The 24,724-nt window shown below is 69.5% G+C and carries 21 protein-coding genes; 13 read left to right on the plus strand and 8 right to left on the minus strand.

All coding sequences use genetic code 11. The features are described from left to right. The first annotated feature begins 61 nt into the window (after positions 1 to 61). Genes AB0M22_RS06950 through AB0M22_RS06960 form a run of 3 tightly spaced genes read left to right on the plus strand, consistent with a single transcriptional unit; the run spans position 62 to position 4,905 of the window. Entirely contained in the window at positions 62 to 1,438 is a 1,377-nt protein-coding gene (locus tag AB0M22_RS06950) for a serine/threonine-protein kinase (RefSeq protein WP_364722074.1), read from the plus strand. Beyond that, positions 1,422 to 3,242, plus strand: a complete 1,821-nt coding sequence (locus AB0M22_RS06955; RefSeq protein ID WP_364722076.1) for a protein kinase — start codon at positions 1,422 to 1,424, stop codon at positions 3,240 to 3,242. The genes AB0M22_RS06950 and AB0M22_RS06955 overlap by 17 nt, the downstream gene beginning before the upstream one ends. A 1-nt stretch (position 3,243) precedes the next feature. Next, positions 3,244 to 4,905 (plus strand): serine/threonine-protein kinase, encoded by a 1,662-nt coding sequence (locus tag AB0M22_RS06960; RefSeq protein ID WP_364722078.1) that lies wholly within the window; start codon positions 3,244 to 3,246, stop codon positions 4,903 to 4,905. A gap of 35 nt (positions 4,906 to 4,940) precedes the next feature. On the opposite strand, the gene AB0M22_RS06965 is transcribed toward AB0M22_RS06960, so the two are convergent. Then, entirely contained in the window at positions 4,941 to 5,774 is an 834-nt protein-coding gene (locus tag AB0M22_RS06965; protein WP_364722080.1) for a GNAT family N-acetyltransferase, read from the minus strand. A 121-nt stretch (positions 5,775 to 5,895) separates the two neighbouring features. After that, entirely contained in the window at positions 5,896 to 6,189 is a 294-nt protein-coding gene (locus AB0M22_RS06970; RefSeq protein WP_364722082.1) for a hypothetical protein, read from the minus strand. A gap of 294 nt (positions 6,190 to 6,483) precedes the next feature. On the opposite strand from AB0M22_RS06970, the gene AB0M22_RS06975 reads away from it, so the two are divergent. Next, positions 6,484 to 6,996, plus strand: coding sequence for a hypothetical protein (locus AB0M22_RS06975; protein WP_364722084.1), 513 nt, complete (start codon positions 6,484 to 6,486; stop codon positions 6,994 to 6,996). A 38-nt stretch (positions 6,997 to 7,034) separates the two neighbouring features. Here the strand turns inward: AB0M22_RS06975 and AB0M22_RS06980 are convergent, their stop codons facing one another. Beyond that, complete coding sequence (locus AB0M22_RS06980; protein WP_364722086.1) at positions 7,035 to 8,162, minus strand: acyl-CoA dehydrogenase family protein; 1,128 nt, start codon at positions 8,160 to 8,162, stop codon at positions 7,035 to 7,037. A gap of 9 nt (positions 8,163 to 8,171) precedes the next feature. Beyond that, positions 8,172 to 9,344 carry an acyl-CoA dehydrogenase family protein gene (locus AB0M22_RS06985; protein ID WP_364722088.1) on the minus strand — a complete coding sequence of 391 codons (1,173 nt, stop codon included), beginning with the start codon at positions 9,342 to 9,344 and terminating at the stop codon, positions 8,172 to 8,174. Between the two features lie 206 nt (positions 9,345 to 9,550). Here AB0M22_RS06985 and AB0M22_RS06990 point away from each other — a divergent pair, with 206 nt between their 5' ends. Further along, the gene (locus AB0M22_RS06990) at positions 9,551 to 10,453 is read left to right on the plus strand and encodes a hypothetical protein (protein ID WP_364722090.1); all 903 of its coding nucleotides are present in this window, start codon (positions 9,551 to 9,553) and stop codon (positions 10,451 to 10,453) included. 42 nt (positions 10,454 to 10,495) lie between these two features. Here AB0M22_RS06990 and AB0M22_RS06995 read toward each other — a convergent pair whose 3' ends face one another. Further along, positions 10,496 to 11,641 (minus strand): epoxide hydrolase, encoded by a 1,146-nt coding sequence (locus AB0M22_RS06995; RefSeq protein ID WP_364722092.1) that lies wholly within the window; start codon positions 11,639 to 11,641, stop codon positions 10,496 to 10,498. Positions 11,642 to 11,738: 97 nt separating this feature from the next. Between AB0M22_RS06995 and AB0M22_RS07000 the strand changes: the two genes are divergently transcribed. Beyond that, positions 11,739 to 12,719, plus strand: a complete 981-nt coding sequence (locus AB0M22_RS07000) for a YafY family protein (RefSeq protein ID WP_364722094.1) — start codon at positions 11,739 to 11,741, stop codon at positions 12,717 to 12,719. On the opposite strand, the gene AB0M22_RS07005 is transcribed toward AB0M22_RS07000, so the two are convergent. Beyond that, positions 12,704 to 13,639 (minus strand): hypothetical protein, encoded by a 936-nt coding sequence (locus tag AB0M22_RS07005; RefSeq protein ID WP_364722096.1) that lies wholly within the window; start codon positions 13,637 to 13,639, stop codon positions 12,704 to 12,706. The two genes, AB0M22_RS07000 and AB0M22_RS07005, sit on opposite strands and share 16 nt — an antisense overlap. Positions 13,640 to 13,809: 170 nt before the next feature. Here AB0M22_RS07005 and AB0M22_RS07010 point away from each other — a divergent pair, with 170 nt between their 5' ends. Genes AB0M22_RS07010 through AB0M22_RS07030 form a run of 5 tightly spaced genes read left to right on the plus strand, consistent with a single transcriptional unit; the run spans position 13,810 to position 17,651 of the window. Continuing rightward, on the plus strand, positions 13,810 to 14,535 hold the full coding sequence (locus tag AB0M22_RS07010) for an alpha/beta fold hydrolase (protein ID WP_364722098.1): 726 nt from the start codon (positions 13,810 to 13,812) through the stop codon (positions 14,533 to 14,535). Positions 14,536 to 14,572: 37 nt separating this feature from the next. Continuing rightward, positions 14,573 to 15,013, plus strand: coding sequence for a hypothetical protein (locus tag AB0M22_RS07015; RefSeq protein ID WP_364722100.1), 441 nt, complete (start codon positions 14,573 to 14,575; stop codon positions 15,011 to 15,013). After that, the gene (locus tag AB0M22_RS07020) at positions 15,006 to 16,337 is read left to right on the plus strand and encodes a hypothetical protein (RefSeq protein WP_364722102.1); all 1,332 of its coding nucleotides are present in this window, start codon (positions 15,006 to 15,008) and stop codon (positions 16,335 to 16,337) included. The genes AB0M22_RS07015 and AB0M22_RS07020 overlap by 8 nt, the downstream gene beginning before the upstream one ends. Next, on the plus strand, positions 16,334 to 17,104 hold the full coding sequence (locus AB0M22_RS07025) for an ESX secretion-associated protein EspG (protein ID WP_364722104.1): 771 nt from the start codon (positions 16,334 to 16,336) through the stop codon (positions 17,102 to 17,104). The genes AB0M22_RS07020 and AB0M22_RS07025 overlap by 4 nt, the downstream gene beginning before the upstream one ends. A gap of 22 nt (positions 17,105 to 17,126) precedes the next feature. Further along, the gene (locus tag AB0M22_RS07030; protein WP_364722106.1) at positions 17,127 to 17,651 is read left to right on the plus strand and encodes a gamma carbonic anhydrase family protein; all 525 of its coding nucleotides are present in this window, start codon (positions 17,127 to 17,129) and stop codon (positions 17,649 to 17,651) included. 81 nt (positions 17,652 to 17,732) lie between these two features. Here the strand turns inward: AB0M22_RS07030 and AB0M22_RS07035 are convergent, their stop codons facing one another. Both AB0M22_RS07035 and AB0M22_RS07040 read right to left on the minus strand, forming a co-directional pair. Further along, complete coding sequence (locus tag AB0M22_RS07035; RefSeq protein ID WP_364722108.1) at positions 17,733 to 18,356, minus strand: phosphoribosyltransferase family protein; 624 nt, start codon at positions 18,354 to 18,356, stop codon at positions 17,733 to 17,735. A gap of 89 nt (positions 18,357 to 18,445) precedes the next feature. After that, positions 18,446 to 19,294, minus strand: a complete 849-nt coding sequence (locus AB0M22_RS07040; protein ID WP_364722110.1) for a carbon-nitrogen hydrolase family protein — start codon at positions 19,292 to 19,294, stop codon at positions 18,446 to 18,448. Positions 19,295 to 19,356: 62 nt separating this feature from the next. On the opposite strand from AB0M22_RS07040, the gene AB0M22_RS07045 reads away from it, so the two are divergent. Both AB0M22_RS07045 and AB0M22_RS07050 read left to right on the plus strand, forming a co-directional pair. Beyond that, on the plus strand, positions 19,357 to 21,147 hold the full coding sequence (locus AB0M22_RS07045; protein WP_364722112.1) for a DEAD/DEAH box helicase: 1,791 nt from the start codon (positions 19,357 to 19,359) through the stop codon (positions 21,145 to 21,147). Positions 21,148 to 21,357: 210 nt separating this feature from the next. Beyond that, a complete protein-coding gene (locus tag AB0M22_RS07050; RefSeq protein ID WP_364722114.1) occupies positions 21,358 to 24,723 on the plus strand; it encodes an AAA domain-containing protein in 3,366 nt (1,121 codons plus the stop codon). Position 24,724: the final 1 nt, after the last annotated feature.

Below are 24,724 nucleotides of genomic sequence, written 5' to 3' on the forward strand. Positions count from 1 at the left end.
GGGCCCGGCGAGATACATCGGTAGTATCCGCGCGCTCGACCCGAAGACGGGGGTGAACACCATGTTGCAGACCGGCCATGTCTTCGCCGGCTATGTCATCAAACGCGTCCTCGGCCAGGGCGGCATGGGCACCGTCTACCTGGCCCAGCACCCGCGGCTGCCCCGGCTGACCGCGCTCAAGCTGCTCAAACGCGAGCTGTACAGCGAGGTGGAGATCCGCCGCCGGTTCGAGCGCGAGGCCGATCTGGTCGCCGGGCTCGACCATCCCAATATCGTCACCGTGTTCGATCGCGGCACCGAGGACCAGCAGCTGTGGATCTCCATGCAGTACGTGCCCGGCGCGGACGCCTCCTGCGCGGACGTGAACGTGCTCGCGCCGGGACGAGCGGTGCAGATCATCAGCGACACCGCGATCGCCCTCGACTTCGCACACGCCAACCAGGTGCTGCACCGCGACGTGAAACCGGCCAACATCCTGCTGGCCAAGGCCCCGATCGGACAGCCGGAGCGGGTGCTGCTCACCGACTTCGGCATCGCGGGCGTGCGCGGCAGCGACACCACGATCGGCTCGGCGGGTTCGATCACCGCGACCCTGGCCTTCGGCGCGCCGGAGCAGCTGATGGGACAGCCGCTCGACGACCGGGCCGATCAGTACTCGCTCGCGTGCACGTTGTTCTGGTTGATGACCGGTGTCGCGCCCTACCCCGGCGCGAATCCGGCGGCGGTAGTGAACAGCCATCTCTACGCACCCGTGCCGTCGCTGAGCCGGATGCGCCCCGGACTGCCGCCCGAGTTGGACCGGGTGCTGGCGCGGGCGATGGCCAAGCGGCCGGCCGACCGGTTCGCCGACTGCGCCGAGTTCGCCGCCGCGGCACGGCACGCGCTGGCCACCGGCCAACCGCGCCGCCCCGCCGGCCCCGTGCACAACGCGCGACCGGGCCCGGTTCCGCCGACGCGCACCTTCCCCCCGCAACCGAACCACTCGACAGCGCCACCGAACCAGACCGGCAGGCGCGCACCGGAAGAGCGACCTCCGCACGAATCGGCCGCGCCGCCAACCAGATCCACGCCACCGCCGCCGAGATCCGTTCCGCCACCGCCGAGATCGGTTCCGCCGGCCACATTTCTGCCGCCGCGCCGCCCCGTCCGGCGCGGCATGATCGAGCTGCCCGACCTGCCGAGGCGCCCCGGCCCGGCACCCCGGCGGCAGGCTCCGCCACCGGACGCGCGGCCTCCACCAATAGCTATTCGCTATCGAATGTCACTGGCGTTACCCCGCTTTCGCTGGGCCGCCGTCGGTTCAGTGACAACTGCTATGGTTTCGATGTTTTCCGTGGTCCGGCCCGTGCCTGATCACGTGTTCTTTTGCTGTGCGCCTGTTCGTCGGTGGGTCCCGACGGGCGGCGGGAAGTGGAGCAGACATGCTGGCCAGCGGTGACGTTTTCGCCGGTTATGTCATCGAGCGGCAACTGGGTCGCGGTGGCATGGGTTCGGTCTACCTGGCGAAACATCCTCGGCTGCCGCGGATGACCGCGCTGAAGCTGCTGAACCGGGAGATGTTCTTCGACAAGGAGGTGCGGGCGCGGTTCGAACGGGAGGCGGATCTGGTCGCCCAGCTCGATCACCCGAATATCGTCACGGTCTACGACCGCGGGCTCGACGACGAGCAGCTGTGGATCTCCATGCAGTTCATCGACGGCATCGACGCCGCGTCGGTGCAACCGCAGGCGCTGCCGCCCGAGCGCGCCGTGCAGATCATCAAGGAGACCGCGGACGCCCTCGACTACGCGCACGGCATCGGCGTGCTGCACCGCGACGTGAAGCCCGCCAACATCCTGCTGGCCCGCTCCGGCAGCGGCCGCGGCGAGCGGGTGTATCTCACCGACTTCGGCATCGCCCGGTTCCGGGACGACACCGGCCATCTCACCCAGACCGGAACCTTCACCGCCACACTGGCTTACGCGTCCCCCGAACAGCTGACCGGCTCCGCGCTGGACCACCGGTCGGATCAGTATTCGCTGGCCTGCTCGCTGTTCTGGTTGTTCACCGGCACCGGGCCGTTCTCCGCGACCAACCCCGCCGCGGTCATCCAGGGTCATCTCCAGGGCGCGCCGCCCGCGTTGAGCAGCCACCGTCAGGGCCTGCCCTATGCCCTGGACAGCGTGCTGGCCCGGGCGATGGCGAAGCGACCGGACGACCGCTACCCCAGCTGCGCCGACTTCGCCGCGGCCGCGCGGCATGCGCTCACCAACCCCAGCGTGCCCTCGATGCCGGTGGTCGGCGGGCCGCGTCCGTTCACCGCGCCGCCGACGCCGGTGAGCGGGCCGCGCCCGACCACAGGGCCACGTCCGACGACGGGCCCACGCCCGAGCACCGGACCGCCGACCCCCACCACAGGAGCGCCCTACCAGGTGCCGCACGGCCAAGGGCAGCAGCAGCCGAGCGGGCCGAATTACCTTGCCGGGTCGAACTTCCCGACGCCACCCCCGGCCACGGTGGCGGCCCAGCCGCGGGGGACCGGACCACAGCCGACCAGCCCGTACCAGGGTGGGTACAACCAAGGTCCGCAATCGGGATACAACTTCACCCCGCCTCCGCCGCCCATGTCCCCGGTCGGGGTCGCAGGACAACGACCGCGGAAGTCGAACGTCGGCCTGATCATCGGTATCTGCGTCGCCATCGTGATCCTTTTGGTCGTGGTGCTCGCCATCATCGGCGCGGTCAGTGATTCGGGGTCGTCCGCGGACGGCACCACAACCACCTCAGCCGGCACCGGACCAGGCAATACCGTGCCTGCGAACGCGGACTCGATCAGTGCCGAATTCCCGCGCATGGTGCCCGCGACCAAGTCCGAACAGGTCGGCTACAACGGCGCGAAGTGCTGGGAGACCGACACCAGCTACACGCCGTCGCCGAGCAACGGCGACCCGGAGTTCGGCGCCTGGCAGTGGCAGTGGCGCTGCTACGGCGGCGGGGACAACTCCGATCCGCTGTACCGCATCTACGTCTACAAGTCCGCCGCGGACGCGCAGTCGGTGCTGAAGACGCTGCCGAGCAACAGCAAGTCGATGGACTCCAACGGCGGAAAGTCCTACACCAACTACAAATTCGACGCAGGCGGCCCGAAGATCGTCACCGCCTTCACCGGCGATCCGGACCGCGCCCAGTACCTGATGTTCACCGACGGCTCCGGCTCCATCGATCAGACCTTGCGCTGGTGGCGCTCGGCTCCGCTGAACTAAGATGCTCCGCACTGGAGAAACATTCGCCGGCTACACCATAGAACGCCTGCTAGGCCGAGGCGGCATGGGATCGGTGTACCTGGCGCGGCATCCACGCCTGCCGCGGTTGACGGCGATGAAGCTGCTGAACCCGGAAGTGTTCCACGACAACCAGATCCGGACCCGGTTCGAGCGAGAGGCCGACCTGGTCGCCCGGCTCGATCATCCGAACATCGTGACGGTGTTCGACCGCGGCGTCGAGGACGAGCAGCTGTGGATCTCGATGCAGTACATCGACGGCACCGACGCCGCCGCGGTGGACGCCTGGTCGCTGCCGCCGCAGCGGGCCGTGCAGATCATCGGCGAGACGGCCAAGGCGCTCGATTTCGCGCACAGCCGCGGCGTGCTGCATCGAGATGTGAAGCCCGCCAACATCTTGCTCGAAGGCGCCGGGGGTGTCGGCGAGCGCGTGTTCCTCACCGACTTCGGCATCGCCCGATTCCGCGATGAGACCGGGCGGCTCACCCAGACCGGAACGTTCACCGCGACACTGGCGTACGCGTCCCCGGAGCAGCTGTCCGGCGCCATCCTCGATCACCGCTCGGATCAATACTCGTTGGCCTGCACGCTGTTTCGGCTGCTGACCGGGACGGTGCCGTTCGAGGCCACCAACCCGGTCGCGGTGATCCAGGGCCACTTGCAGACACCACCGCCGCCGGTGAGCCGACTGCGCCCCGGCCTGCCGGTGGCGCTGGACGCGGTGCTGGCCAAGGCAATGGCGAAGCGGGCCGAGGACCGGTTCGACTCGTGTGCCGAATTCGCCGGCGCCGCATGGCATGCGCTCACCGCGCCGCCACAGTTCGCGCCGTTCCCGACCGTGGATCAGCCGTCGACGGTGCCGCCGCAGCCGCCCACGGTGGTGCAGCAGTGGGGGCGCGGCTCCGAAACTCCCACTCCCGCTGCTTCGCTCACCAGCGGTCACCGTCGCTCCCGGTCCAACGCCATGATCGGTGGCGTGATCGGCCTGCTTCTGGTGGTGGGACTGATCGGCTCTATCGCCGCATTCTCGCCCGGCGGAACAGGTTCCGCTGGACCGACGACCACCGTCGCGACTCCGGCGACGAGCGCGCCGACCACGACGCGAACCGGCAGCACCACGCCCACCACCAAGCCGACGACCTCGGTGCGCCCGACGCCCGACCGAGCCCAGGTGAGCGCGAACGCCGCGGCACTGAGCAACGAGTTCCCCGACATGTTGCCCAAAACCACGCCCGGCCAGTCGGTTCAGGCCGGAACGGGCTACAACAAGGCGGGTTGCTTCGCCTACGCCCCCGGTTCGGCGCCCCCGCTCGACAACGACGATCCCGCCCTCGGCGACTGGCTGGTGCTGTGGCGCTGCTTCGGCGGTCCGAACAAGGCGTCCTTCTCGTTCTACCTGTACAACTCGCCCGTCGAGGTCCGATCCGCACTCGACGGCCTGCCCGCCAACGACAAGATCACGGTGGGCAGAGACGGCCACAACTACCTCAACTACACCCTGCGCGACAGCGACGAACGGCGCCCACGCATGGTCACCGAGTTCATCGAGCGCCCGCAACGCGCCGCCATGCTCATGTACAGCGTCGGCTTCATCGCCACCGAGTCCGATTTCATGGAATGGTGGAACGCCGCCCCGCTGAACTGAGTTCGCGCGGAGCGGCGGCCGGAATACGTAGGTAGCTAACCGAATTCGAAGTTAACGAATTCGTGGGTCGGATGGAAGCCGATGGCCTGGTAGATCTTGCCCGCGGTGCGGTTGGCGTTGTCGGCGAAGAGGCAGACGTCCAGGCTCTCGGCGCGCAAGACCTGCGCGATGTGCGCGGTAACCGCGCTGGCGTAGCCGTGACCGCGCTCCTGCGGCGGGGTGTAGACCAGGCCGATGCGGGCCCAGCCCTTCACCGGGATCTGGTGGGCGGCAAAGCTTGCCGGACGACCGTCACGCTCCCAGAACCAGACCATGCCCGCGGCGACCCGCTTGCCGATGGCCGCCTTGTCGAGTGCGGCCACCGGTATCCCCGCGTCGTTGTGCATGGCCTCGGCCCATTCCAGGCACAGCGGCAGCTCGGATTCGGTTGCCCGACGGGCCTTCCCGGGTACATCGGGGATGCGCAGCGCGCCGAGCCGGTACAGCCGGGTGGTGTAGGACGGCTGGAATTCGAGGTCGAAGCGGGCGCTCCAGCGTTCGGCGAAGGCTGTCGCGTCGGCGACGAGTCCCTCCACGCCTTTGCTGTCCGGAACCACGTCGGCGAGCGCGTCGGCCACCGCGCCCGCGCTGCCCTCGGGCAGTTCACCGAGATACATGTCCCGGCCTTCGACCCGCATGGCGACGCCGACCACGGTGGCGTCGTCGGCGTATAACGAGACAAACCGTGAGGATCCGTCGGAGGCCTGGATGCCCTCGACCTGGTTGGCGATGCTCGTGGTGATCACGGTGTGCCGCAGCGGATCACGGAGCAGGAACGATTCGGTGCGCGAGCGGAACTCGGCCGCGTCCGTGGTGATCTCGATCCTCATGATCATCCACGGTAGGCCGCGAAAACGTTGCGCGCCCGCATTTTTCGGCGACCAGCCGGGATCGCTGGGCAACCGACCGACCAGTAGTGCCGACGGCCACGGCGTTCAGCGGGGTTCGGCGTCAGTCCGTTTCGCTGCTGCCACTGCCACCTGTGCGGAGTTTGAGCAGGATCAGCCCTGCGGTGCACGCGAGAATCAATCCGGCGACGGTGATTTCGACGTGTAAGCCGGCGATGCCGAGGACAGCCCCGACGATTCCACCGACGAAGAAAAGCCAGGCGAAGGTCCGCGAAATGATCGTGGACAGCGAGCGCGCTGACTTGTTCGACATGAGCTGCGGCGAAGTAGCCGGCACCGCATCCTTGGCGGTTGCGGACGACGACTCCCGCTGCGACGTTGTCGAGTAAGCTCCCATCATCTACTCCTCGATGACGCCGATCAGAGAACCAATGCCGCGTTCATCACACAACGCTTCTCTCATCTGGGTACAGGCGTCTCACGCGTAACTTTGCTCACACGCTACGACCTGCCGCGCCGGATAACGGCGACACGTGCCCACGACACGCCGAAGATATCAATTCGAGATCTGAATTACTGATGTTTTAAATCATGCCTGGTCGGCGCACCGAAGGCGACCGTTCGTCTGGCTGGGCGGCCCGCGCTCGAGTAAGGTGATCCCGACTCGAACCGCAGCAGGAGTGAATCACCGATGGAGAGCACCAGGACCAAGATCGCAGGTCCGGCGATCGCCGCAGGCGCGATCTCCGTTGGGCTCGTCCTCATCGGCGCCTGCGGAATCGGCAAGCAGGACACCTACGTGGCGCCCCCGCCGTTGCAGTCGGACCCGAATGTCGCGCCCGTGGCGCACGAGGGACCGAGCCTGACGGCGCCGAAGGTGGCCATTCCCCCGTCGCCGACCTGGCAGATCGCGCCCTACCAGGCACCGCACGCGTCGCCGTTCACCGGCTTCAGCACCACGACGCCGGGCGAGACCCCGCCGCCGGAAGAGGCGCCGGGCGCGCTGCCGAACGGGAACCCGCCGCACGAGCGCCCGACCGAGGACGCCCGGCCCACCACCGAGTCGCCGACCACGACCGAGGCCCCCACGACCCGGCCGACCACCACCCGGCCGACCACCAGGCCGCGGCCCACCACGACCACGACGACACCGGACGAGCCGACCACGCATCCGTACGGCGGTCAATCCACCGACGACGAGTGACCCGCGGTGGTGCGCGGATCGCGCACCACCGCAAGGGTTTACAGCTCGGGCAGGGCGTACTCGCCGACCCGCGCGCTGAGCACCCGCAGGTGCTCGAGCCCGCCGCCGAGCGTGCGCTCGATCGCGGTCAGCCGGGCCACATAGTGACCGACCGGGTATTCCGCGGTGACGCCGATGCCGCCGTGCATCTGGATGGCTTCCTGACCGATGTGCCGCGCGGAACGACCGACCTGGAGCCGGGCCCGCGAGGCGACGTGCGGGTCGCTCGTCCCGTCCGCGACGGCCGCGGTGGCGTAGAGGCTCATGCTGCGCGCCAGTTCCAGCGACACGTACATGTCGGCCGCTCGATGCGTGAGCGCCTGGAACTTCGACAGCGTGACCCCGAACTGCTTGCGCTGCTTGAGGTAATCCGTGGTCAGCCGCAGCGCCTCCTCCATCGCACCGATGGATTCCGCGCACAGGCTCGCCTGCGCCTGCACCAGCGCCGACTGAATCGCCGCTGCCGCATCGGCATCGCCGCCGAGCAGCTCCGCCGGGGCCTGCTCGAACTCGAGCTGGGCGCCGCGCTGCCCGTCCACCGTGCGGTAGGGCTTGCGGGTGACGCCGGTGGCCTCGGCGCCGACCAGGAACAGCCCGGTCCCGCCGCCGGGCAGCTGCGCGCTGACCACCAGCTCGTCGGCGCAGTCGCCGTGCGCGACCGGGTTCTTGATGCCGGTCAGCACGTACGAATCACCTTGCGGCACAGCCGTGGTGGCGAGTTCGGTGGACGGCCAGCGCACGCCGGGCTCGGCATGCGCGAAGGCGAGCAGCTTGGTGCCCGACGCCACCTCGGGCAGCACGCGCTGCCGCTGTTCGGCGCTGCCCGCCGCGGCGATCAGCGCACCCGGCACCAGCACCGCGTCCAGGATGGGCTCGGGCGCCAGCCTGCGGCCAACCTCGTGCAGCACGACCATCGTCTCCACCGGGCCGGCGCCGACGCCGCCGTCCTCCTCGGTGAAGGTCAGGCCGAGCACGCCGAGTTCGGCGAGCTGCTGCCACACCTCGCGGCTCCAGCCGAGTTCGGTGTCGGTCACCTTCAGCCGGGTCTCGGGATCGTAGTTGCGGGCCAGCAGGTCACGCACGGTGTCCCGCAGCATTTCCTGTTCATCGGTGAGATCGAAATCCATGGCGGCGCCTCACAATCCGAGGATCGTGGAGGCGATGATGGTGCGCTGCACCTCGCTGGAGCCTCCGTAGATGGTTGTCTTGCGATAGTTCAGGTAGCCGGGGCCGCTGCGTTGCGCCCAACCGGGCGAGGCGATGTCGTCGGCGCCGACCGGCAGCGCGTCCGGGCCGGCGATGTCGACCAGCAGCTCGGTGGCGGCCTGCTGCAACTCCGAGCCGCGCAGCTTCAGCACCGAGGACGCCGGATTCGGCTTGCCGTCGGTGGAATTGGAGACCACGCGCAGCTGGGTGAGTTCCAGCGCGAGCAGCTCGTTCTCCAGTTCCGCGATGCGCGCCGCGAACAGCGGATCGGTCAGCAACGTGCCGTCGCCCGACTTCGTCTGCGCCGCATACTCTTTCGCGATGCCGAGCTTCACCTTGGTGCGGCCGACGCCGGTGATGCCGGTGCGCTCGTTGCCGAGCAGGAACTTGGCGTAGGTCCAGCCCATGTTCTCCTCGCCGACCAGCTGATCGGCCGGAACGCGGACGTTTTCGAAGAACACCTCGTTCACCTCGTAGCCGCCGTCGATCAGCTTGATCGGGCGGATGGTGACGCCGGGCGACTTCACGTCGAAGAGCAGGAACGAGATGCCCGCCTGCTTCTTCGGCGCGCTCGGATCGGTGCGCACCAGGCAGAAGATCCAGTCCGCGTACTGGGCCAGGGTGGTCCAGATCTTCTGGCCGTTGACGATGTAGGAGTCGCCGTCGCGCACCGCGGTGGTGCGCAGCGAGGCCAGGTCCGAACCCGCGTCGGGCTCGGAAAAGCCTTGGCACCACCAGATGTCGAGCGCGGCGGTGGGCGGCAGGAAGCGCTCCTTGAGCTCCTGCGAGCCGAAGTGCGCGATCACCGGGCCGACCATCTGCGCGTTGAACGTGAGCGGCTCGGGCACCGAGGCCAGCTGCATCTCGTCCTGCCAGATGTGGCGCTGCATCGGGGTCCAGTCCTTGCCACCCCACTCGACCGGCCAGTTCGGCACCGCGAGGCCGTGCTCGTTCAGGGTCTTGTGCGACCGGACGATGTCGGCGCGGGACAGCTCCTGGCCGTACTTGGCGCGCTCACGGATGTCCGCGGGGATCTCGGTCCGATAGATGTTGCGCAGTTCGTCGCGGAAGGCGACATCATCGGGGGACAGGCTTATTTTCATACGCAGCTCCGTCTGTGTCTCGTACGTCCGAGTCCAACCTACCCTCCGGTAATCCTCTACTGTCGAGTGGATCACACCGGCAGGACACGCTCGCGGGCGTCGACACCGGGTGAACGGCAGCGCTACCTGGGCGGTATTCCGGACGAACTGGTACGTTGCTGCACGTGGGTTGGGGACCCCGAGACTTTGCGTATCGAGGAGTTCGAGTGAACGGCAGGACCATCGCACGCGCCGCCACGGCCGTGACAGCTCTCGGCATCGGCGCGGCGCTGACCATGGGTGGCACGGCAGGCGCGGATCCCGAGCCGTCACCGCTGGACGCCGCGCTGACCTACCTGACCGAGACCGCCGGTCCCGATCCGACCGCGCAGGCGGGTGTCGGCGCGCTGACGCAGTACACCAAGCTCGCCGACGTCGCCGGACTGCGCCACGTCACCAGCGCCTTCACTCCGTTCGCCTATGCCGCACCCACTTTCGGCTGCGGCAGCATCGGCCCGGTCACCACGATCATCGCGGCCGCGACCACCGATGGCGTCGGCAACAGCCAGGACCTCAATGTCGCGCCGGGCGAGCTGCGGTTCAGCGCGACCCCCGCGCACACCGGCACGCCGCTGGCCTCGGGCCTGGTCGTGGCCTGGGTGAACATCAACAACGGCGCCAGCGGCATCGATTCGCTCGACGACATCACCGAGTACGGCCTGCCGTCGCTGTCCAAGACGGTGCGCAGCGGACCCGGCACGGTGATCGCCTCGATGTGGGGCATCATCGACTACCCGTTCGCGCACTGCCTGATGACGCCGACCGTCGGCACCTTCATGGTGCCGGACCAGCCGGTGGCCCACCCGGCGCCGTCGAACACGAATGCCCCCGGCGGCCTGGTCGCACCGGGCCCGAACGGCACCGAGGTCGGTCCGGCGCCCGCGCCGACCACCGAGCAGAAGCCCGCGCCCGCCCCGGCGCAGGCACCCGCTCCGGCCCCGGTGGCGCCCCCGTCGCCCGAGCCTGCTCCGGCGCCCGCCCCGGCGCCGCCGCCCGCACCGTCCACCCCGGGCGCGCCCGCCGGTGCCGCGGTGCACGGCGAGTTCACCAAGCCCGCCCCGGCCAACTGATTCGACGGCACCGCCGCGAACGGCGGTGCCGCACCGCCTGATTCAGCGAAGCTTGGCGAAGAAGGCCCGGATGTCTTCGACGTGCATCCGCGGACGTTCCATCGGGACGAAGTGATTGCCGGCGTTGCCCTCCGGCCAGTGCACGATGTCGTTGTCGCGCTGGGCAAGTCGCAGCATCAGCGCCGAGCCGCCCCCGTAAACGCCGGTCGGAACCAGCTTTTGGCCCTTCGGCCAGGCGAATCCGTTCTCGCCCAGGCCGTTGTACATCGGCCAGGATGACGTCGCCGCGGTGTTGGTGAACCAGTACAGGCTGATGTTGGTCAGCAGGTGATCGCGGTCGATCACATCCTCGGCCTGGTCGGCGAGCGGGGCGAATTCGTTGAACTTGTGCATCAGCCAGCCGAGCAGGCCGACCGGCGAATCGGTCCACCCGTGCGCGAAGGTCTGCGGCGCGGCGTGTAGCAGGACGTGATGGTTCACCCCGGTCATCCACTTCTGCATCTGATCCCATTCGGCCCGCTCGTCCGGGGTCATGGTCGGCACGTCGGCCGCGCTCGGCATGCCGACGCCGCCGTCGATGTGCGCGCCGAGCACCCGGTCCGGCGCCGCGATCGCCAGCTCGGGCACCACATACGCGCCGAGATCGCCGCCCTGCGCACCGAATCGCCGGTAGCCGAGCCGGTCCATCAGCACGAGCCACATCTCGGCCACCCGCCGCGGCGTCATCCCCATCTCGGTGGGCGCTGCCGAGAACGCGAAGCCGGGCACCGACGGCACGACCACGTGGAAGGCCTGCGCCGGATCGAGACCGTGTCTGCGCGGATCGGTGAGCAGTCCGATGGTCTTGGTGAATTCGACGAAGGTGTTCGGCCAGCCGTGGGTCAGGATCAGCGGCACCGCGTCCGGCTCGGGCGAGCGGACGTGCACGAAATGCACGTCGAGGCCGTCGATTTCGGTGATGAACTGCGGGAACTCGTTCAGCGCCGCCTCCTGTGCGCGCCAGTCGAATTCGGTGCGCCAGTAGTCGGCGAGCTCGCGCAGGTAGGCGACCGGAACGCCGCGGTCGCGGCCCGGACCCGGCAGCTGCGGCGACCAGCGGGCGCGGCGCAAGCGGTCGTGCAGGTCGTCCAGGTCCGCCTGCGCGATGTCGATGCGGAACGGGCGAACGGCGGTGCGGTGGTCGGTCATCGGTGCGGCTCCTTGCCTGTGGGGCTTGCGATCTGTGCACCACGCTAGAACCCATGTAGGACCATCTATGTCCTAGTTATCTGGAATCCTCGAATTCATGAACGACACACCGGCACGGCTGCTTCGCCTGCTGTCATTGCTCCAGACTCCGCGGGAATGGCCGGGTAGCGAACTGGCCGAACGGCTGAACGTCACCGACCGGACGGTGCGCCGGGATATCGATCGACTGCGCGAACTGGGCTATCCGGTCGAGGCGACGATGGGGGCGGCGGGCGGGTACCGGCTGGTCGCGGGGTCGGCGTTGCCGCCGCTACTGGTCGAGGACGACGAGGCGGTGGCCATCGCGGTCGGGCTGCGGGTGGCGGCGGGTTACGCGGTCGCGGGCATCGAGGAGTCGTCGGTGCGGGCGCTGACCAAGCTGGAGCAGGTGCTGCCGGCGAAGCTGCGCCGACGGGTACGGGTGCTCGGCACCGCGCTGGCGCTGCCGGCCGATACCGGTCCGCTGGTGGATCCGGAGGTGCTGACGGCGCTGGCCGCGGCCGTAACCAACCGGGAGCGTGTGCGTTTCGCGTATCGCGACGGCGGCGGCGCGGAATCGCGGCGGCAGGCCGAACCGGTCGGGCTCGTCCCGGCGCGGCATCGTTGGTATCTCGTCGGGTATGACGTCGACCGCGACGACTGGCGGATCTACCGGGTCGATCGGATCGAGCGCCCGCAGCCGACGGCGGCGCGCTTCCCGCCACGCGAACTACCCGCCGCCGATCCCGCGGCGTATGTGGCCGGACGCCGAACCGACTGGGGTACACCGACTTTCCGGCTCTCGGTCACTATCCACGCGGCTGCGCGGCGGATCGCCGGCCGGTTGGGTGACGAACCAGGCGAGGTCATCGCGATCGACGAGAACACCTGCCGCCTGGACACCCTCCGCGACGACTCCCCGGAGTGGTTGGCGCACCGGCTGATCGCGCTCGGCGCCGATTTCGACGTGCACGAACCGCCGGAGCTGATCCGTCAGCTGCGCGCGGTATCCGCGCGGATCGAACGCGCCGTCGGTCCGGAAGCTCAGCGAGCCAACTGAACTCGCAGGACCGCACCGCCCTCGGTACCGGCCAGCAGCTCGTCCGGCTGCCCGGGTGTGGCGACGACCGACGTCAACGGTGCACCGGACAACACCGCGCAGGCCACGCCGGAGGCCGGATCGATGCGGACCAGCTGGCCGGAAAGCGTGGTGACGTAGAGGATTCCGTCGGCATCGACGAGCAGATCATCGGCGAAGTCCGGGACACCGGGCAGCGACGAGGCGAGGTCGGCGACCGCCGTCTGGTTGCTCGGGTCGTCGATCGAAATCCGGAGAATCTGACCGAGCGGGCCCCCGTTGGACGTCACATAGAGCGAACGCCCCTGCGCGACAATGCCATTGGCACCGAGCTTCGCCGCCTTCCCGGTCCAGGCGGTATCGACGCTTCCGTCCCGGCGCACGCGGACCACACCCACGGTGGACGCGACGTAGAGATCGCCCGTCTCATCGAAGGCCGCGCCATTGGGAAAGGTGAACCCGGAAACGAAGACCTCAGGTTTCGGGTTCGCGGCCGACGGATCGAAACGGACGACCCCGCCGGGCCGGATCGCGCTGGTGGGCGAGTCGCCGTAGACGACATACAGCAGCCCGTCCGGTCCGCTGCGGACAGCGCCGGGGAATTCGACGGGAACGGTCGCAGTCAGTGCGCCCGAACGGTTGTACCGCTGCACCTCGTTGCGGTAGGTCCGGGACACCCACAGGTTGCCCTGCGCGTCGTAGCCGACGTTCTCCGACCAGTCGAGGAACGGCACCCCGGCGGGCACCGCGGGCGCGGCGAAGGCGGGCGCGCACGAGGCGATCGGCTGTGTGGCGATCGGCTGTGTGGCGATCGGGTCCGCGGCGGCCGCGGGTGCGGTACACGCCAGCGCGACCAATACGGCGGGCCACAGCAACGAACCTGGGCGACGGAGTGTTCTCAACGGGCACCTCGGGTCTCGGCAAGACGGCACGGCGATCGGCTCGCAGTCTAGCCACCTGAACAGAAGCGGACCGTTCTCACACCACCTGTGGCCGGGGCGAAGACACGCCGCGCCCGCTGGGATGCGGCATGAAGTCCCCTGAGCGACAAAATATTTGGCAAGATCATGGCATGCCATTTTTCGACGGCGAGCGCGGCCGGATGCACTATCGGCGGTGGCCGGTCGAAAACAGCGTCGCGACCGTGCTGTTGCTCCCCGGGATCGGTCAGCACAGCGGTCACTATCACCGCTTCGCCCGCACGCTCAAAGCCGCCGACATCGGAATGTGGGCGCTCGATACCTACGGGCAGGGCCTCAGCGAGGGTGATCACGGCAACCCCGGCACCCTGGCGGAGCTGGTCGCGGACGCGCGGATGCTGTTCGAGCTCGTGCGCGCCACGGAACCTGGGCCGCCGCTGGTCCTGATGGGGCATTCGCTCGGCGCGGTCACCGTGCTCGGCCTGTTCGGCGCCGCGGAACCGGAGGCGCGCGGGACGACCGCGGACACCGCCGCCTTGGAACGCTCCTACCCGCTGCGCCCGGCGATCCCGGCGGACGCGGTACACGGACTGGTGCTGTCCGGCGTATCGAAACGGGCGCTCGGCGGCGGCACCCCCGACGCGCTGGGAACACCTCTGCCACGCGGCCTTCCGATCCTCGCGGTGCACGGCGTCGAGGACCGGCGGGCCCCGATTGATGCGGTCAGGGTATGGACTCAGCGCCACGAATCGGTAGATTTACGCGAGTACACCGATGCCGGGCACGATCTTCTGCACGAGCCGGTGCACGCGCGGGTCGCTGCCGACATCGCGGACTGGATGCAGGGTGCCGTCGTGGGGTTGGCGCGGCGCCCGTGAACTGAGCCTGCTCAGAGATGAGAAAGGGGGACGCCAGATGCCAGCTGACGAGAACGCCAATGGGGTCGGGAGCCCGGATCTGTCGAATTTCGCGGCGCCCGGTGCCAGTGCCGCCGGACTACACAGCGCGGTCAACGACGGAGACCTGTGGATCGACCGCGTGCTCGTCGCGGACGGCGTGCACGAACGTTGCGCGCGCCGCTACGAGCAACTCGCCAATCAGATCGAGGATCAGATCCGCACGCTCAGCGCCGCCTCATCACTCCCCGGATTCGGCGGGTTCGCCTCCGGTGACGCGCTGCGCACCGGTTTCGAGAACAAGGCGCACGGCGCGCTCACCCGGATGTGGGAATACGCCGAAGCCGCCAGGGAACTCGCACTGACCTTCCGGGCCGCCGGCGCGGCCTACCACCGCGCGGACCACGTGCTCGCCTCGGCCGTCGGCCGGATCGGCGCAGAGGGAGCGACGCATGCGTAAGCTGCCCCGCACGCCCGAGCGGTTGCTCGCCCGGCGCAACGATCCGGCGTACGCGCCGAATGTCGAGGTCTTCGACAATCTGACCCATCAGGAAATCCACGACAAGGTCCAACTGCTGAATCCCGCGGTGCTCACCGGCGGACAGCAGGCCTGGGGTGACGCGGCGGCCGGGCTGGCCGAGGCGATCTCGCAGGCGCACATCGAGATTCGAGCGGACATCGCCGACGGCTGGCGCGGCAGCGCGGCGCAGCAGGCGGTCGAGGCCGTGTACGGGTTCGAGCAGACCGGCCAGGATCTCGCGGACGTGCTCGCGGTGGTCTCGCAACGGCTCGGCCAGGCGGGCGACGCGGCGGAGGCGCTGCGCGCCGCGGTGGCCGCACCGTCCGGGAAGGCGCCCGATCTGGGTGCCGCGCTGCTGGATCCGACCCAGGCCACCAGCAATGTCGCCGACCAGAAGACGACCGAGCACACGCGGCAGGACATCGTGCGCTCGATGAACGACATCTACGCCGGGGTGTTCATCCCCACCGGCACCAACGTGCCCGCGTTCCTGGACGAGCAGTTCGGCGATGCGCCGGCCGCGCCGAGCGGGAGCCCGGCCGCCAAGGTCACCGGAGCCGGAATCGACGCGGGAACGCCCGTTGCGCAACAGGTTCCGGCGCAGGCCGCGGTCGTGACGACACAACCGGGCGCCGCACCGGCCGCCGCCGCACCGGCCGCCGAGCAGGCCACACCCGAGGACCCGCAGCCCGAGGAAACCCAACGCGCGACGGTGGCCGCATCGAGCGCGGTCGCCGATGCCGGAAGTCCTTCCGCACCGGCGGCACCTCGCATAACCGCCGCAGCGGCCGACACTCCCCTGTCCTTGGCACCGGCCGCGACCCAGCTGCACTCCGTGCCCGCGGCGGCGACCACGGCCGCGGCACCGACCACCACCACCGCCTCGACCGCCGCACCGATCAGCGTGCCGGGCGCTCCGGGCACCGTGGGCGCGGGCACCCCCGACGAACAACGCAAACGCGATGAACGCCGGACCAACTCGCCCAGCACCAGCGACGCGGTCACCGGGCTCGGCGCCGGCGCGATGGGCGGTCTGATGGGCGGCGCGATGGCTGTCGGTGACGCACCGCGCCAAGGTTCCAGCGTCGCCGCCAGCGCTGCGGCGAACGCGCGCGCCCCGCGCTTCGACGACGAGGACGAGGACGACTTCCACTTCGACGACCTGCCGACCTATCTCGAACCGGCCGACGACAACGGTGAGCTGATCGGCGCCATCGATCCGACCACGCCGCCGGTGCTCGGCGAGTGGACCGAGCTGGAGTGAATTGGACGCTGACGCCGGACCAGTTCGCGCTGGCCTGGGCGCGCACCGACGGTGATCGGATCCCCTATCCGCTGGCCGTCCGGTTATCCGCACGCGACACCGAAGAGCGGGACGCGCAACTACCGGCCTTACAGAGCTGGTGCGATCGCGTGCTCGACCCCGACCTGGAAGCGGCGCTGCGCGTGCTCGGCGCGCCGGAGCTGCGGATCGAGGTGTTCGGCGAGCGGGACGCCGAGCCGGGTTCGGCGAGCGGCATCCGGCCGGTGCGGGTGCTCGGCGCCGCGGCGGGCAATGTCGCGGTGGTGGCCGCGCAGCGTCCCGGCGCGACCGCGGATCGCGGCGGCGACATCCGATTATTCGTCGGCAGCGTGAAGAGCCTGACCGCCCGGGTCATTTCGATGCTGCCGGAACGCACCCCGGGCACCACCCCGCGCCTGACCGCTCCGCTGGCCCGGGTCGGCGAGGACAGCCGCGACCTGGTCACCGTGCCGGTCGCCGGTCCGACGGTGCCCAGCCGCATCCGCAGAATGCTGCGGCAGCCACGCGACGGCATCGGGCAGATCGTGGTGTCCGCCCGGCGCGAGGACGGCGAGCTCCGGCCGTTCGGGGTGCTCTGCTGGATCGACGTGGTGGACGACGGCCGCTACTCGGTGCGCACCGGCACCGATGTGGACATCATTCCGGTGACCGCGCACGGATTCATCGCACAGCTGCGCCCGATGGTCACCGCCGCCGAACGGGCGGGCGCTTACGCCGACCGCTGGTGAGGCTCGGCGTTACGGTGGGCGAATGCCCCTCTATGAATTCGAAGGCAAACGCCCGCAAGTCGATCCGACCGCGTTCATCGCGCCGACCGCCACGCTGATCGGCGACGTGCGGGTGGAGGCGGGCGCCTCGATCTGGTACGGCGCGGTGCTGCGCGCGGACCTGGCGCCGATCATCATTCGCGAACGCGCCAACATCCAGGACAACGCGGTGCTGCACGTGCCGCCGGACGTGCCGATGGAGATCGGCGCGGGCGCGACCATCGCGCACAGCGTGGTGTTCCACGGCGCGTCGGTCGGCGCGGAAGCCATCGTGGGCAACGGAACCACGGTGCTGGACATGGCCAAGATCGGCGCGGGTTCGATGATCGCCGCACACTCGCTGGTGCAGCCGGGCACCGAAATCCCCGACGGCGTGCTGGCCGCAGGCTCCCCCGCCGTGGTCAAACGGCCGATCGAAGGCACCCAGGCGCAAATGTGGATCCAACTCAACCCCACCTTCTACGCCGACCTGGCGCAACGCCACCGCAAAGGGATCACCGAGGTCTGACAGACGCACGCTTTCTGATTTACCGCACCTGGAATCGCATGCAATTTTCGGTGCGGGAAATCAGAAGGGGTGCGGCGGGATTCAGGCGAGGAGGGTGGTGACCTCGTCGTCCTCGAGCTGGTGGAAGTCCTCGTAGGCGGTGCCGACGCCGCCGAGGGTGCGCGGGACCAGCGGGCAGACGATCTGGTCGGCCTCCGCCGCGACTCTGCGCAGGGCCTCGGCGGAGGAGACCGGGATCGCGACCACCACATGGGCCGGCTGATGCAGGCGGGCGACCCGGCAGGCGACCACGACCGTCGCGCCGGTCGCCATCCCGTCGTCCACGATCACCACGGTGCGCCCGTCCAGCGGGATCGGCTCCGCGTCGCCGCGCCACACCGTCCGGCGGCGATCCAGTTCGACCCGCTCGAGGTCTTCGATCTCGGCGAACTCCTGCGGCGTTATCCCGATGTGCGACAACACATCCGAGTTGAGCACCCGGACCCCGCCCTCGCCGATCGCGCCCATCGCCAACTCCGGCTGCCACGGCACGCCGAGCTTGCGGACCAGCAGGATGTCCAGGTCGCCACCGATGATCTCGCGCACCCCCGCGGCCACCGGAACCCCGCCGCGGGGCAGGCCGAGCAGCAGCGGATGGGTCGCGCGCAGGTTGTCCAGATGCGTGGCGAGCGCGCGACCGGCGGACGTCCGATCGGTGTAGATCATCCACTGAAACGCTACGCCGACCGGGCGCCCGATCTGTCCGCTTCGCGATACTGCGCCGATCCGGCACCCGATCGCGCGGTCATAGGTGGTTAGCTGCGCTCCGCGATCGCGAATCGACGCAGGGAAAGACTCGGATTGGTGGTGCGGACCTCGGCCAGCCGGGCGAGGTCGATGCCCGCGGTCAACACGCCCGGTTCGTCGCCCAGTTCGGCGAGCACGGCGCCGGTCGGATCGATGATCATCGACGCGCCCGCCCCGAGCGGCGCGGCCTGATCGGCGGCGGCCACATAAACGGTGTTCTCGATGGCCCGGGCGCGCAGCAGCGTCGTCCACTGATCGACCTTGGCCGGACCGGGAATCCACTGGGCCGGCAACACCAGCACCTGCGCGCCCGCGGCGGCCACCCGGCGGATGCCCTCGGGGAAGCGCAGATCGAAGCAGGTCTGCAAACCGAATGTCACGTCCGCCACAGTGAAGGTGGCCGCGGGCTCGATCGCGCCGGCCTCGATCACCTCCGATTCCAGGTGCCCGAAGGCGTCGTAGAGATGAACCTTCCGATACTTCGTGACGAGAGTTCCGTCCGGTCCGAGGACGACCAGGGTGTTGCGGATCCGGCTACTGTCCGGCGCGATCTGTTCGACCATTCCGGCCACCAGGTGCACCCCGAATTCACCGGCGATCTCGCCGAGTCCGGTGACGAACGGCCCGGTCAGAGGTTCGGCGGCGGCCACGACGCGCGCATCGAGCCGGGTGACGGCAAACATCGAGTATTCCGGTGCGACCACCACCGACGCGCCCCGATCGCGCGCCGCGCGGACGTGCTCGCGCAGCGTGGAAAGGTTGGCCGACGGGTCGGTGCCGGGGGCGAACTGGACGACCGCCACGTCCAGCTGGTTCGGTGCTGCGTTGTGATTCGTTTCGGAGCTATCCAGTTGCATAGGTCTCACCGTATTGGGGCGGTGGCCGGGCAAGCCAGCACGAGGCAGTAAACTCCTGGTCAATGAGTACCAATCAGGTCGACAGCGTTCCTGGCGACAACGACAGGGACACCGACGGCCCGACCTTCGCCGATCTCGGGATCGATGACCGCATCCTCGCGGCCATCGCCGATGTGGGCTATGAGTCGCCGTCGCCGATCCAGGCTGCGACGATTCCGCCACTGCTCAGCGGCGCCGATGTGGTCGGCCTCGCACAGACCGGCACCGGCAAGACCGCCGCGTTCGCGATCCCGATCCTGATGGGTCTCGAGACCTCCGGCAAACTTCCGCAGGCCCTGGTGCTCGCGCCGACCCGCGAGCTCGCGATCCAGGTGGCCGAGGCGTTCGGCCGCTATGCCACGCACATCCCCGGGCTGCACGTGCTGCCGATCTACGGCGGCCAGGCCTACGGCGTGCAGCTGTCCGGCCTGCGCCGCGGCGCGCACGTCGTGGTCGGCACGCCCGGCCGGGTGATCGATCACCTGGAGAAGGGCACGCTCGACCTGTCCCAGCTGAAGTATCTGGTGCTGGACGAGGCCGACGAGATGCTGAAGATGGGCTTCCAGGAGGACGTCGAGCGCATCCTCAAGGACACGCCGTCGACCAAGCAGGTCGCGCTGTTCTCCGCGACGATGCCCGCGGCCATCCGCAAGATCTCCAAGCAGTACCTGAACAACCCGGTGGAGATCACGGTCAAGTCGAAGACCTCCACCGCCACCAACATCACCCAGCGCTGGGTGCAGGTCTCGCATCAGCGCAAGCTGGACGCGTTGACCAGGGTGCTCGAGGTCGAGTCGTTCGAGGCGATGATCATCTTCGTGCGCACCAAGCAGGCCACCGAGGAGCTGGCCGAAAAGCTGCGCGCCCGGGGCTTTTCCGCGGCCGCCATCAACGGCGACATCGCGCAGAACCAGCGTGAGCGCACCATCGGGCAGCTCAAGTCCGGCGCGCTGGACATCCTGGTCGCCACCGACGTGGCCGCGCGTGGCCTGGACGTGGACCGCATCTCGCACGTGGTCAACTACGACATCCCGCACGACACCGAGTCCTACGTGCACCGCATCGGCCGCACCGGCCGGGCCGGGCGCAGCGGCGAGGCCCTGCTGTTCGTCGCGCCGCGCGAGCGTCACCTGCTCAAGTCGATCGAGCGGGCCACCCGGCATCCGCTCGAAGAGATGCAGCTGCCCAGCGTCGACGACGTCAACGCGCAGCGCGTGGCCAAGTTCGGCGACAACATCACCGAGAGCCTGACCTCGTCGAACCTGGCGCTGTTCCGCAGGCTCATCGAGGATTACGAACGCGAGCACGACATTCCGCTGGTCGACATCGCGGCGGCACTGGCCGTGCTGTCCCGCGACGGTGACAACTTCCTGATGCAGCCCGAGCCGCCGGAGCCGGTGCGCGAGCGCCGCGAACGCCCGGATCGCCCGCGCCGCTTCGAAGGTGACGACGACCGTTCCGGTTTCGGGCAGCACAGCCGGGCCAACGGCACCGAGCTGGCCACCTACCGGATCAGCGTCGGCAAGCGGCACCGCGTGGTGCCCGGCGCGATCGTCGGCGCCATCGCGAACGAGGGCGGCCTGCGCCGCAGCGACTTCGGGCACATCAGCATCCGGCCCGACCACAGCCTGGTCGAGTTGCCCGCGGACCTTCCCCCGGAGACGCTGGAAGCGTTGCGTCGCACCAGGATCAGCGGCGTGCTCATCCAGCTGACCCCCGATCAGGGTCCGCCCGGACAGCGCTCGTTCACCCGCGGACCGCGCCGCGAGGGCGCGCCGGCGAAGCGGCCGGAGCGGCGTAAGCCACGCTCCTGAGCCGGGGAGGCTTCCCCGAGGTCAGCCGCGCTAGCTACAGTGTTGCCGTCCGTGCGTAATTAGTGCCGACGGCAGCGGGTGTCCCGCGAAAACTCGAGACGTGATGAGCGACAATGGCGCAGCCTGCTCCGGGCGACTGTTGCGCAGCCCGTTCATCGTCGCCGACCGGGTGCGGGTGTCCCGCAAGACACAGGAGGGCCGCGTTTGTTCGTGTTCGGTGATCGTGTCGTCTGCTCCGCCGTCGACCTCGTGCGCGCGGCGCGCTGTGAATTCGCGCTGCTTCGCGCCCTCGACACCGAACTCGGCACGATCGCGGCCGATCCGGAAACCGCCGCCGAATGGGCGCCCGCGCCGCGCACCTGGTTCGACGACTCACGCGACCGCAGGCTCAGCGACTTCCGCGACCGGTTCGGCTCTTCGATGGTGCAGATCCAACGCCCGCAGCACAACTCGGACAGCCCGAAGACGCTGATCACCGCGCTGACCGCGGCGCACGCGGAGACCGTCGCGGCCCTGCGCGCCGGGGTGCACGTGATCCACGGCGCCACCTTCTTCGACGGAACCTTCGACTGCTCCGCCGATTTCCTGGTGCGCGCGGGTCATCGGGTGCGCTACACGGTGCACGGCACCGCGCACGGCAAGGGCGACCGGGTCGGCGCCGCACTGGAACTCGCGGCCTGCGCCGACGCGGTGGACCACAGCGGATCGCTGACCGGCCCGCTGCTGCGGCTACACCTCGGCGAGGACAACACCGCGTACGCGCTGAGCGATCTGATCCCGGTGTACCGGGCGCGCAGGCGCAGAGTCGAACGCATCCTGGACGAGAAACTCAGCGAGCTGCTACCCGTGCAGTGGGGCGATCCCCGCTACCTCGCCTGCGGGCGCTGTGGAACCTGTACGACCGCCTCGGCGGCCGCGCGGGATCTGCTGCTGGTCGCGGGCATGCCGACCACGATCAGGGCCCGGCTGCGCGAAGCGGGTGTGAGCACCATCGATCGACTGGTCAGCACCGAGAACACCGTCCGCGGCGTACCACCGCGCACCTTCAACGCGCTGCGCCGCCAGGCCGAAATCCAGCTGCGCCGGGAAGATTCGGGCCTGCCGACGCACTGTCTCATCGATCCGATCGCGCTGGGCGCCCTACCCCCGCCCTCCCCCGGCGATCTCTCGCTCACCGTCGACGGCGGCGGCCGCACGCCGCTGGCCGTGGACGTCGGCGGGCCGGGCACCGTGCACCTGACCTTCCGCGGACCGTTCGGCGTCGACGGCGAGCCGGGCAGCGAGGCGGCCGGGCAGCGGCGCGCGCTGGAGGAGGTGCTCGACTATCTCGCGCAGCGGCGGCGGATGTATCCGGACATGCACGTCTACCACTACACCTCCGCGGTGCGTTCGGCGTTGCTGCACTGCACCGGCAGTTCCGGGGTCGGCGAAGAGATCGTGGACGAGTTGCTCTGCGACGGCGTGCTGGTCGATCTGTATCCGATCGTGCGCAATGCGCTGATCATCGGCGAACGGTCCTATCGGTTGAGCAGGCTGGCGCGGCTGCTGCGCGGTGCGGCGCATTCGCCGGTGGCCGAACGGGATTGCCTGACCGTGCTCCGGCTGCGGGATTGGCTGTTGGATCGGGCGGCCGAGCAGCGCATCGATCCGCAGGCGATCACGCTGGAGCGGGCCGGGTCCTGGTGCCAGGTGGCCGGGCCGGACGAGCTGGAACCGATTCCGCCGTCGCGGCCGTCCTCGTTCGAGGCGGCGCTCGCGGAATACGCCGCGGCGCAGGACGAACCGCGGCACGCCGCCGCCATGATGGCCGCGGCGCTCGGGTATCACCGGCGGGAACGGCAGCCGCTGTGGTGGGCGCACGTCGATCGGCTCAGTCATCCGGTCGACGAATGGGCCGACGCGCCAGGGGTTCTGGTCGCCGAGTGGGGCACCGTCGACACCAAGTGGCATCGGAGTCCGGACCGGCCGACCATGCGCCGGTATCTCACGCTGACCGGGCGGATCGGGTCGAGTTGGAGTGCGGGCGGGCCGGGGCCCGCGACCGTGCTGACGCCGGGCACCACCGTTTATACGTTCTACGACCGGCCTGCCGCGGCGGGAATGGTCACCGCCGTCGGACGCCGCGCCACCGCGGTCGCGACCGTGCTCGGCTGTTCGGTGGACGCCGAATTCGACGACACCGTCCGGCTGGAGGAGTTGCTGCCCGACGGCTGCGAACCCTACGACGAACTACCCACCGCGATCGCCCCCGGCCTACCCGCATGGGACTGGAATGCCGAGACCGCGGTCGAATTCGCCGCCCAGCAGCTGCTTGTCGCGCTCCCGGAGATCCCCGAGGGCGCCGTGTTCGACCTGCTCGCCCGCCGCCCGCCGCGCCTGCGCAACGGCGCCGCGCTGCCCGAGGTGCACGGCGACCACGCCGCCGCGATCACCGCCGCGATGCGCGAACTCGATCACTCCTATCTCGCCGTGCAGGGCCCTTCCGGCACCGGCAAGACCTCTACCGCGGCCCGTGTGCTGGAACGCCTGGTCACCCGGCACAAGTGGCGGATCGGGATTGTCGGACAGACCCATTCGACGGTGGAGAATCTCCTGGACGCCCTCGTTCGGGTCGGCGTCCTGCCGGAGCTCGTCGCGAAGAAGGACGTCGAGTCGGTGGCCCCGGAGTGGGTCGTCATCGATGCCTCGCGCTACTCGCGCTTCCTGGACAATGCCATCAGCGGATGCGTACTCGGCGGCACGCCAACGGATTTCGCCAACGAGGAGATGGTGCCGCGGGAGGCGCTCGACCTGCTGGTGATCGCGGACGCGGGGCGGTTCCCGCTGGCCGACGCGGTCGCGGTCGGGGTCAGCGCGCGAAACCTGTTGTTACTCGGTGATCCCGTGCCGCCGGCCACGCACAGCGCGCACCCGGAGCCGGTCGGCGAATCGGTGCTCGGCTGGCTCGCCGAGGGGCGGCACACGCTGCCCGGCGCACGCGGCTACTTCCTGGACCGCACCTGGCGGATGCATCCGCAGGTGTGCGACCCGATCTCCCGGCTGTACTACGACGGACGGCTGCGGTCCAACGAAACCGTCACGCTCGCACGCGCACTCGACGGCGAGGCGCCCGGCGTGAGCACCGTCCTGGTCCCGCATCACGGCAATGCCACCGAATCCGCGGCCGAGGCGCGCGAGGTGGTCCGCCGGGTGCGCGCGCTGCTCACGATGAACTGGACCATCGGCACCATGACCAGGCGGCTGCATCCGCACGACATCTTCGTGGTCGCGCCGTACGCGGCGCAGGTCGGGCGGATTCGAACGCTGCTCGCCCGGGCCAAGATCGAGGATGTGCTGGTCGGGACGCCGGACCGGTTCCGCGGCCGGGAGGCGGCCGTGGTGCTGCTGTCGATGACCACGTCCAGCCCGGCCGACGCGCCCTACGGGATGCCGTTCCTGTTGTCCCGCGCGCTGATTCACGCCGCGCTGTGCCGCGCGATGTGGAAAGCCGTCATCATTCGCTCACCACTGCTGAGCGAGTACCTGCCCGCGTCGCCGGACGAGTTGCCCGACCTGGCCGGGTTCCTGCGGCTCTGAC

The sequence above is a fragment of the Nocardia sp. NPDC051756 genome, assembly GCF_040681495.1.
Lineage (GTDB): Bacteria > Actinomycetota > Actinomycetes > Mycobacteriales > Mycobacteriaceae > Nocardia.

Coding starts and splice junctions, on each gene's coding strand:
- AB0M22_RS07020 (WP_364722102.1), top strand. CDS start 15,006: ATGCGTAAGCTGCCCCGCACGCCCGAGCGGTTGCTCGCCCGGCGCAAC.
- AB0M22_RS06975 (WP_364722084.1), top strand. CDS start 6,484: ATGGAGAGCACCAGGACCAAGATCGCAGGTCCGGCGATCGCCGCAGGC.
- AB0M22_RS06965 (WP_364722080.1), bottom strand. CDS start 5,774: ATGAGGATCGAGATCACCACGGACGCGGCCGAGTTCCGCTCGCGCACC.
- AB0M22_RS06955 (WP_364722076.1), top strand. CDS start 1,422: ATGCTGGCCAGCGGTGACGTTTTCGCCGGTTATGTCATCGAGCGGCAA.
- AB0M22_RS07040 (WP_364722110.1), bottom strand. CDS start 19,294: ATGCAACTGGATAGCTCCGAAACGAATCACAACGCAGCACCGAACCAG.
- AB0M22_RS07010 (WP_364722098.1), top strand. CDS start 13,810: ATGCCATTTTTCGACGGCGAGCGCGGCCGGATGCACTATCGGCGGTGG.
- AB0M22_RS06950 (WP_364722074.1), top strand. CDS start 62: ATGTTGCAGACCGGCCATGTCTTCGCCGGCTATGTCATCAAACGCGTC.
- AB0M22_RS07035 (WP_364722108.1), bottom strand. CDS start 18,356: ATGATCTACACCGATCGGACGTCCGCCGGTCGCGCGCTCGCCACGCAT.
- AB0M22_RS06960 (WP_364722078.1), top strand. CDS start 3,244: ATGCTCCGCACTGGAGAAACATTCGCCGGCTACACCATAGAACGCCTG.
- AB0M22_RS07045 (WP_364722112.1), top strand. CDS start 19,357: ATGAGTACCAATCAGGTCGACAGCGTTCCTGGCGACAACGACAGGGAC.
- AB0M22_RS06985 (WP_364722088.1), bottom strand. CDS start 9,344: ATGAAAATAAGCCTGTCCCCCGATGATGTCGCCTTCCGCGACGAACTG.
- AB0M22_RS06995 (WP_364722092.1), bottom strand. CDS start 11,641: ATGACCGACCACCGCACCGCCGTTCGCCCGTTCCGCATCGACATCGCG.
- AB0M22_RS07015 (WP_364722100.1), top strand. CDS start 14,573: ATGCCAGCTGACGAGAACGCCAATGGGGTCGGGAGCCCGGATCTGTCG.
- AB0M22_RS07030 (WP_364722106.1), top strand. CDS start 17,127: ATGCCCCTCTATGAATTCGAAGGCAAACGCCCGCAAGTCGATCCGACC.
- AB0M22_RS07000 (WP_364722094.1), top strand. CDS start 11,739: ATGAACGACACACCGGCACGGCTGCTTCGCCTGCTGTCATTGCTCCAG.
- AB0M22_RS06980 (WP_364722086.1), bottom strand. CDS start 8,162: ATGGATTTCGATCTCACCGATGAACAGGAAATGCTGCGGGACACCGTG.
- AB0M22_RS06970 (WP_364722082.1), bottom strand. CDS start 6,189: ATGGGAGCTTACTCGACAACGTCGCAGCGGGAGTCGTCGTCCGCAACC.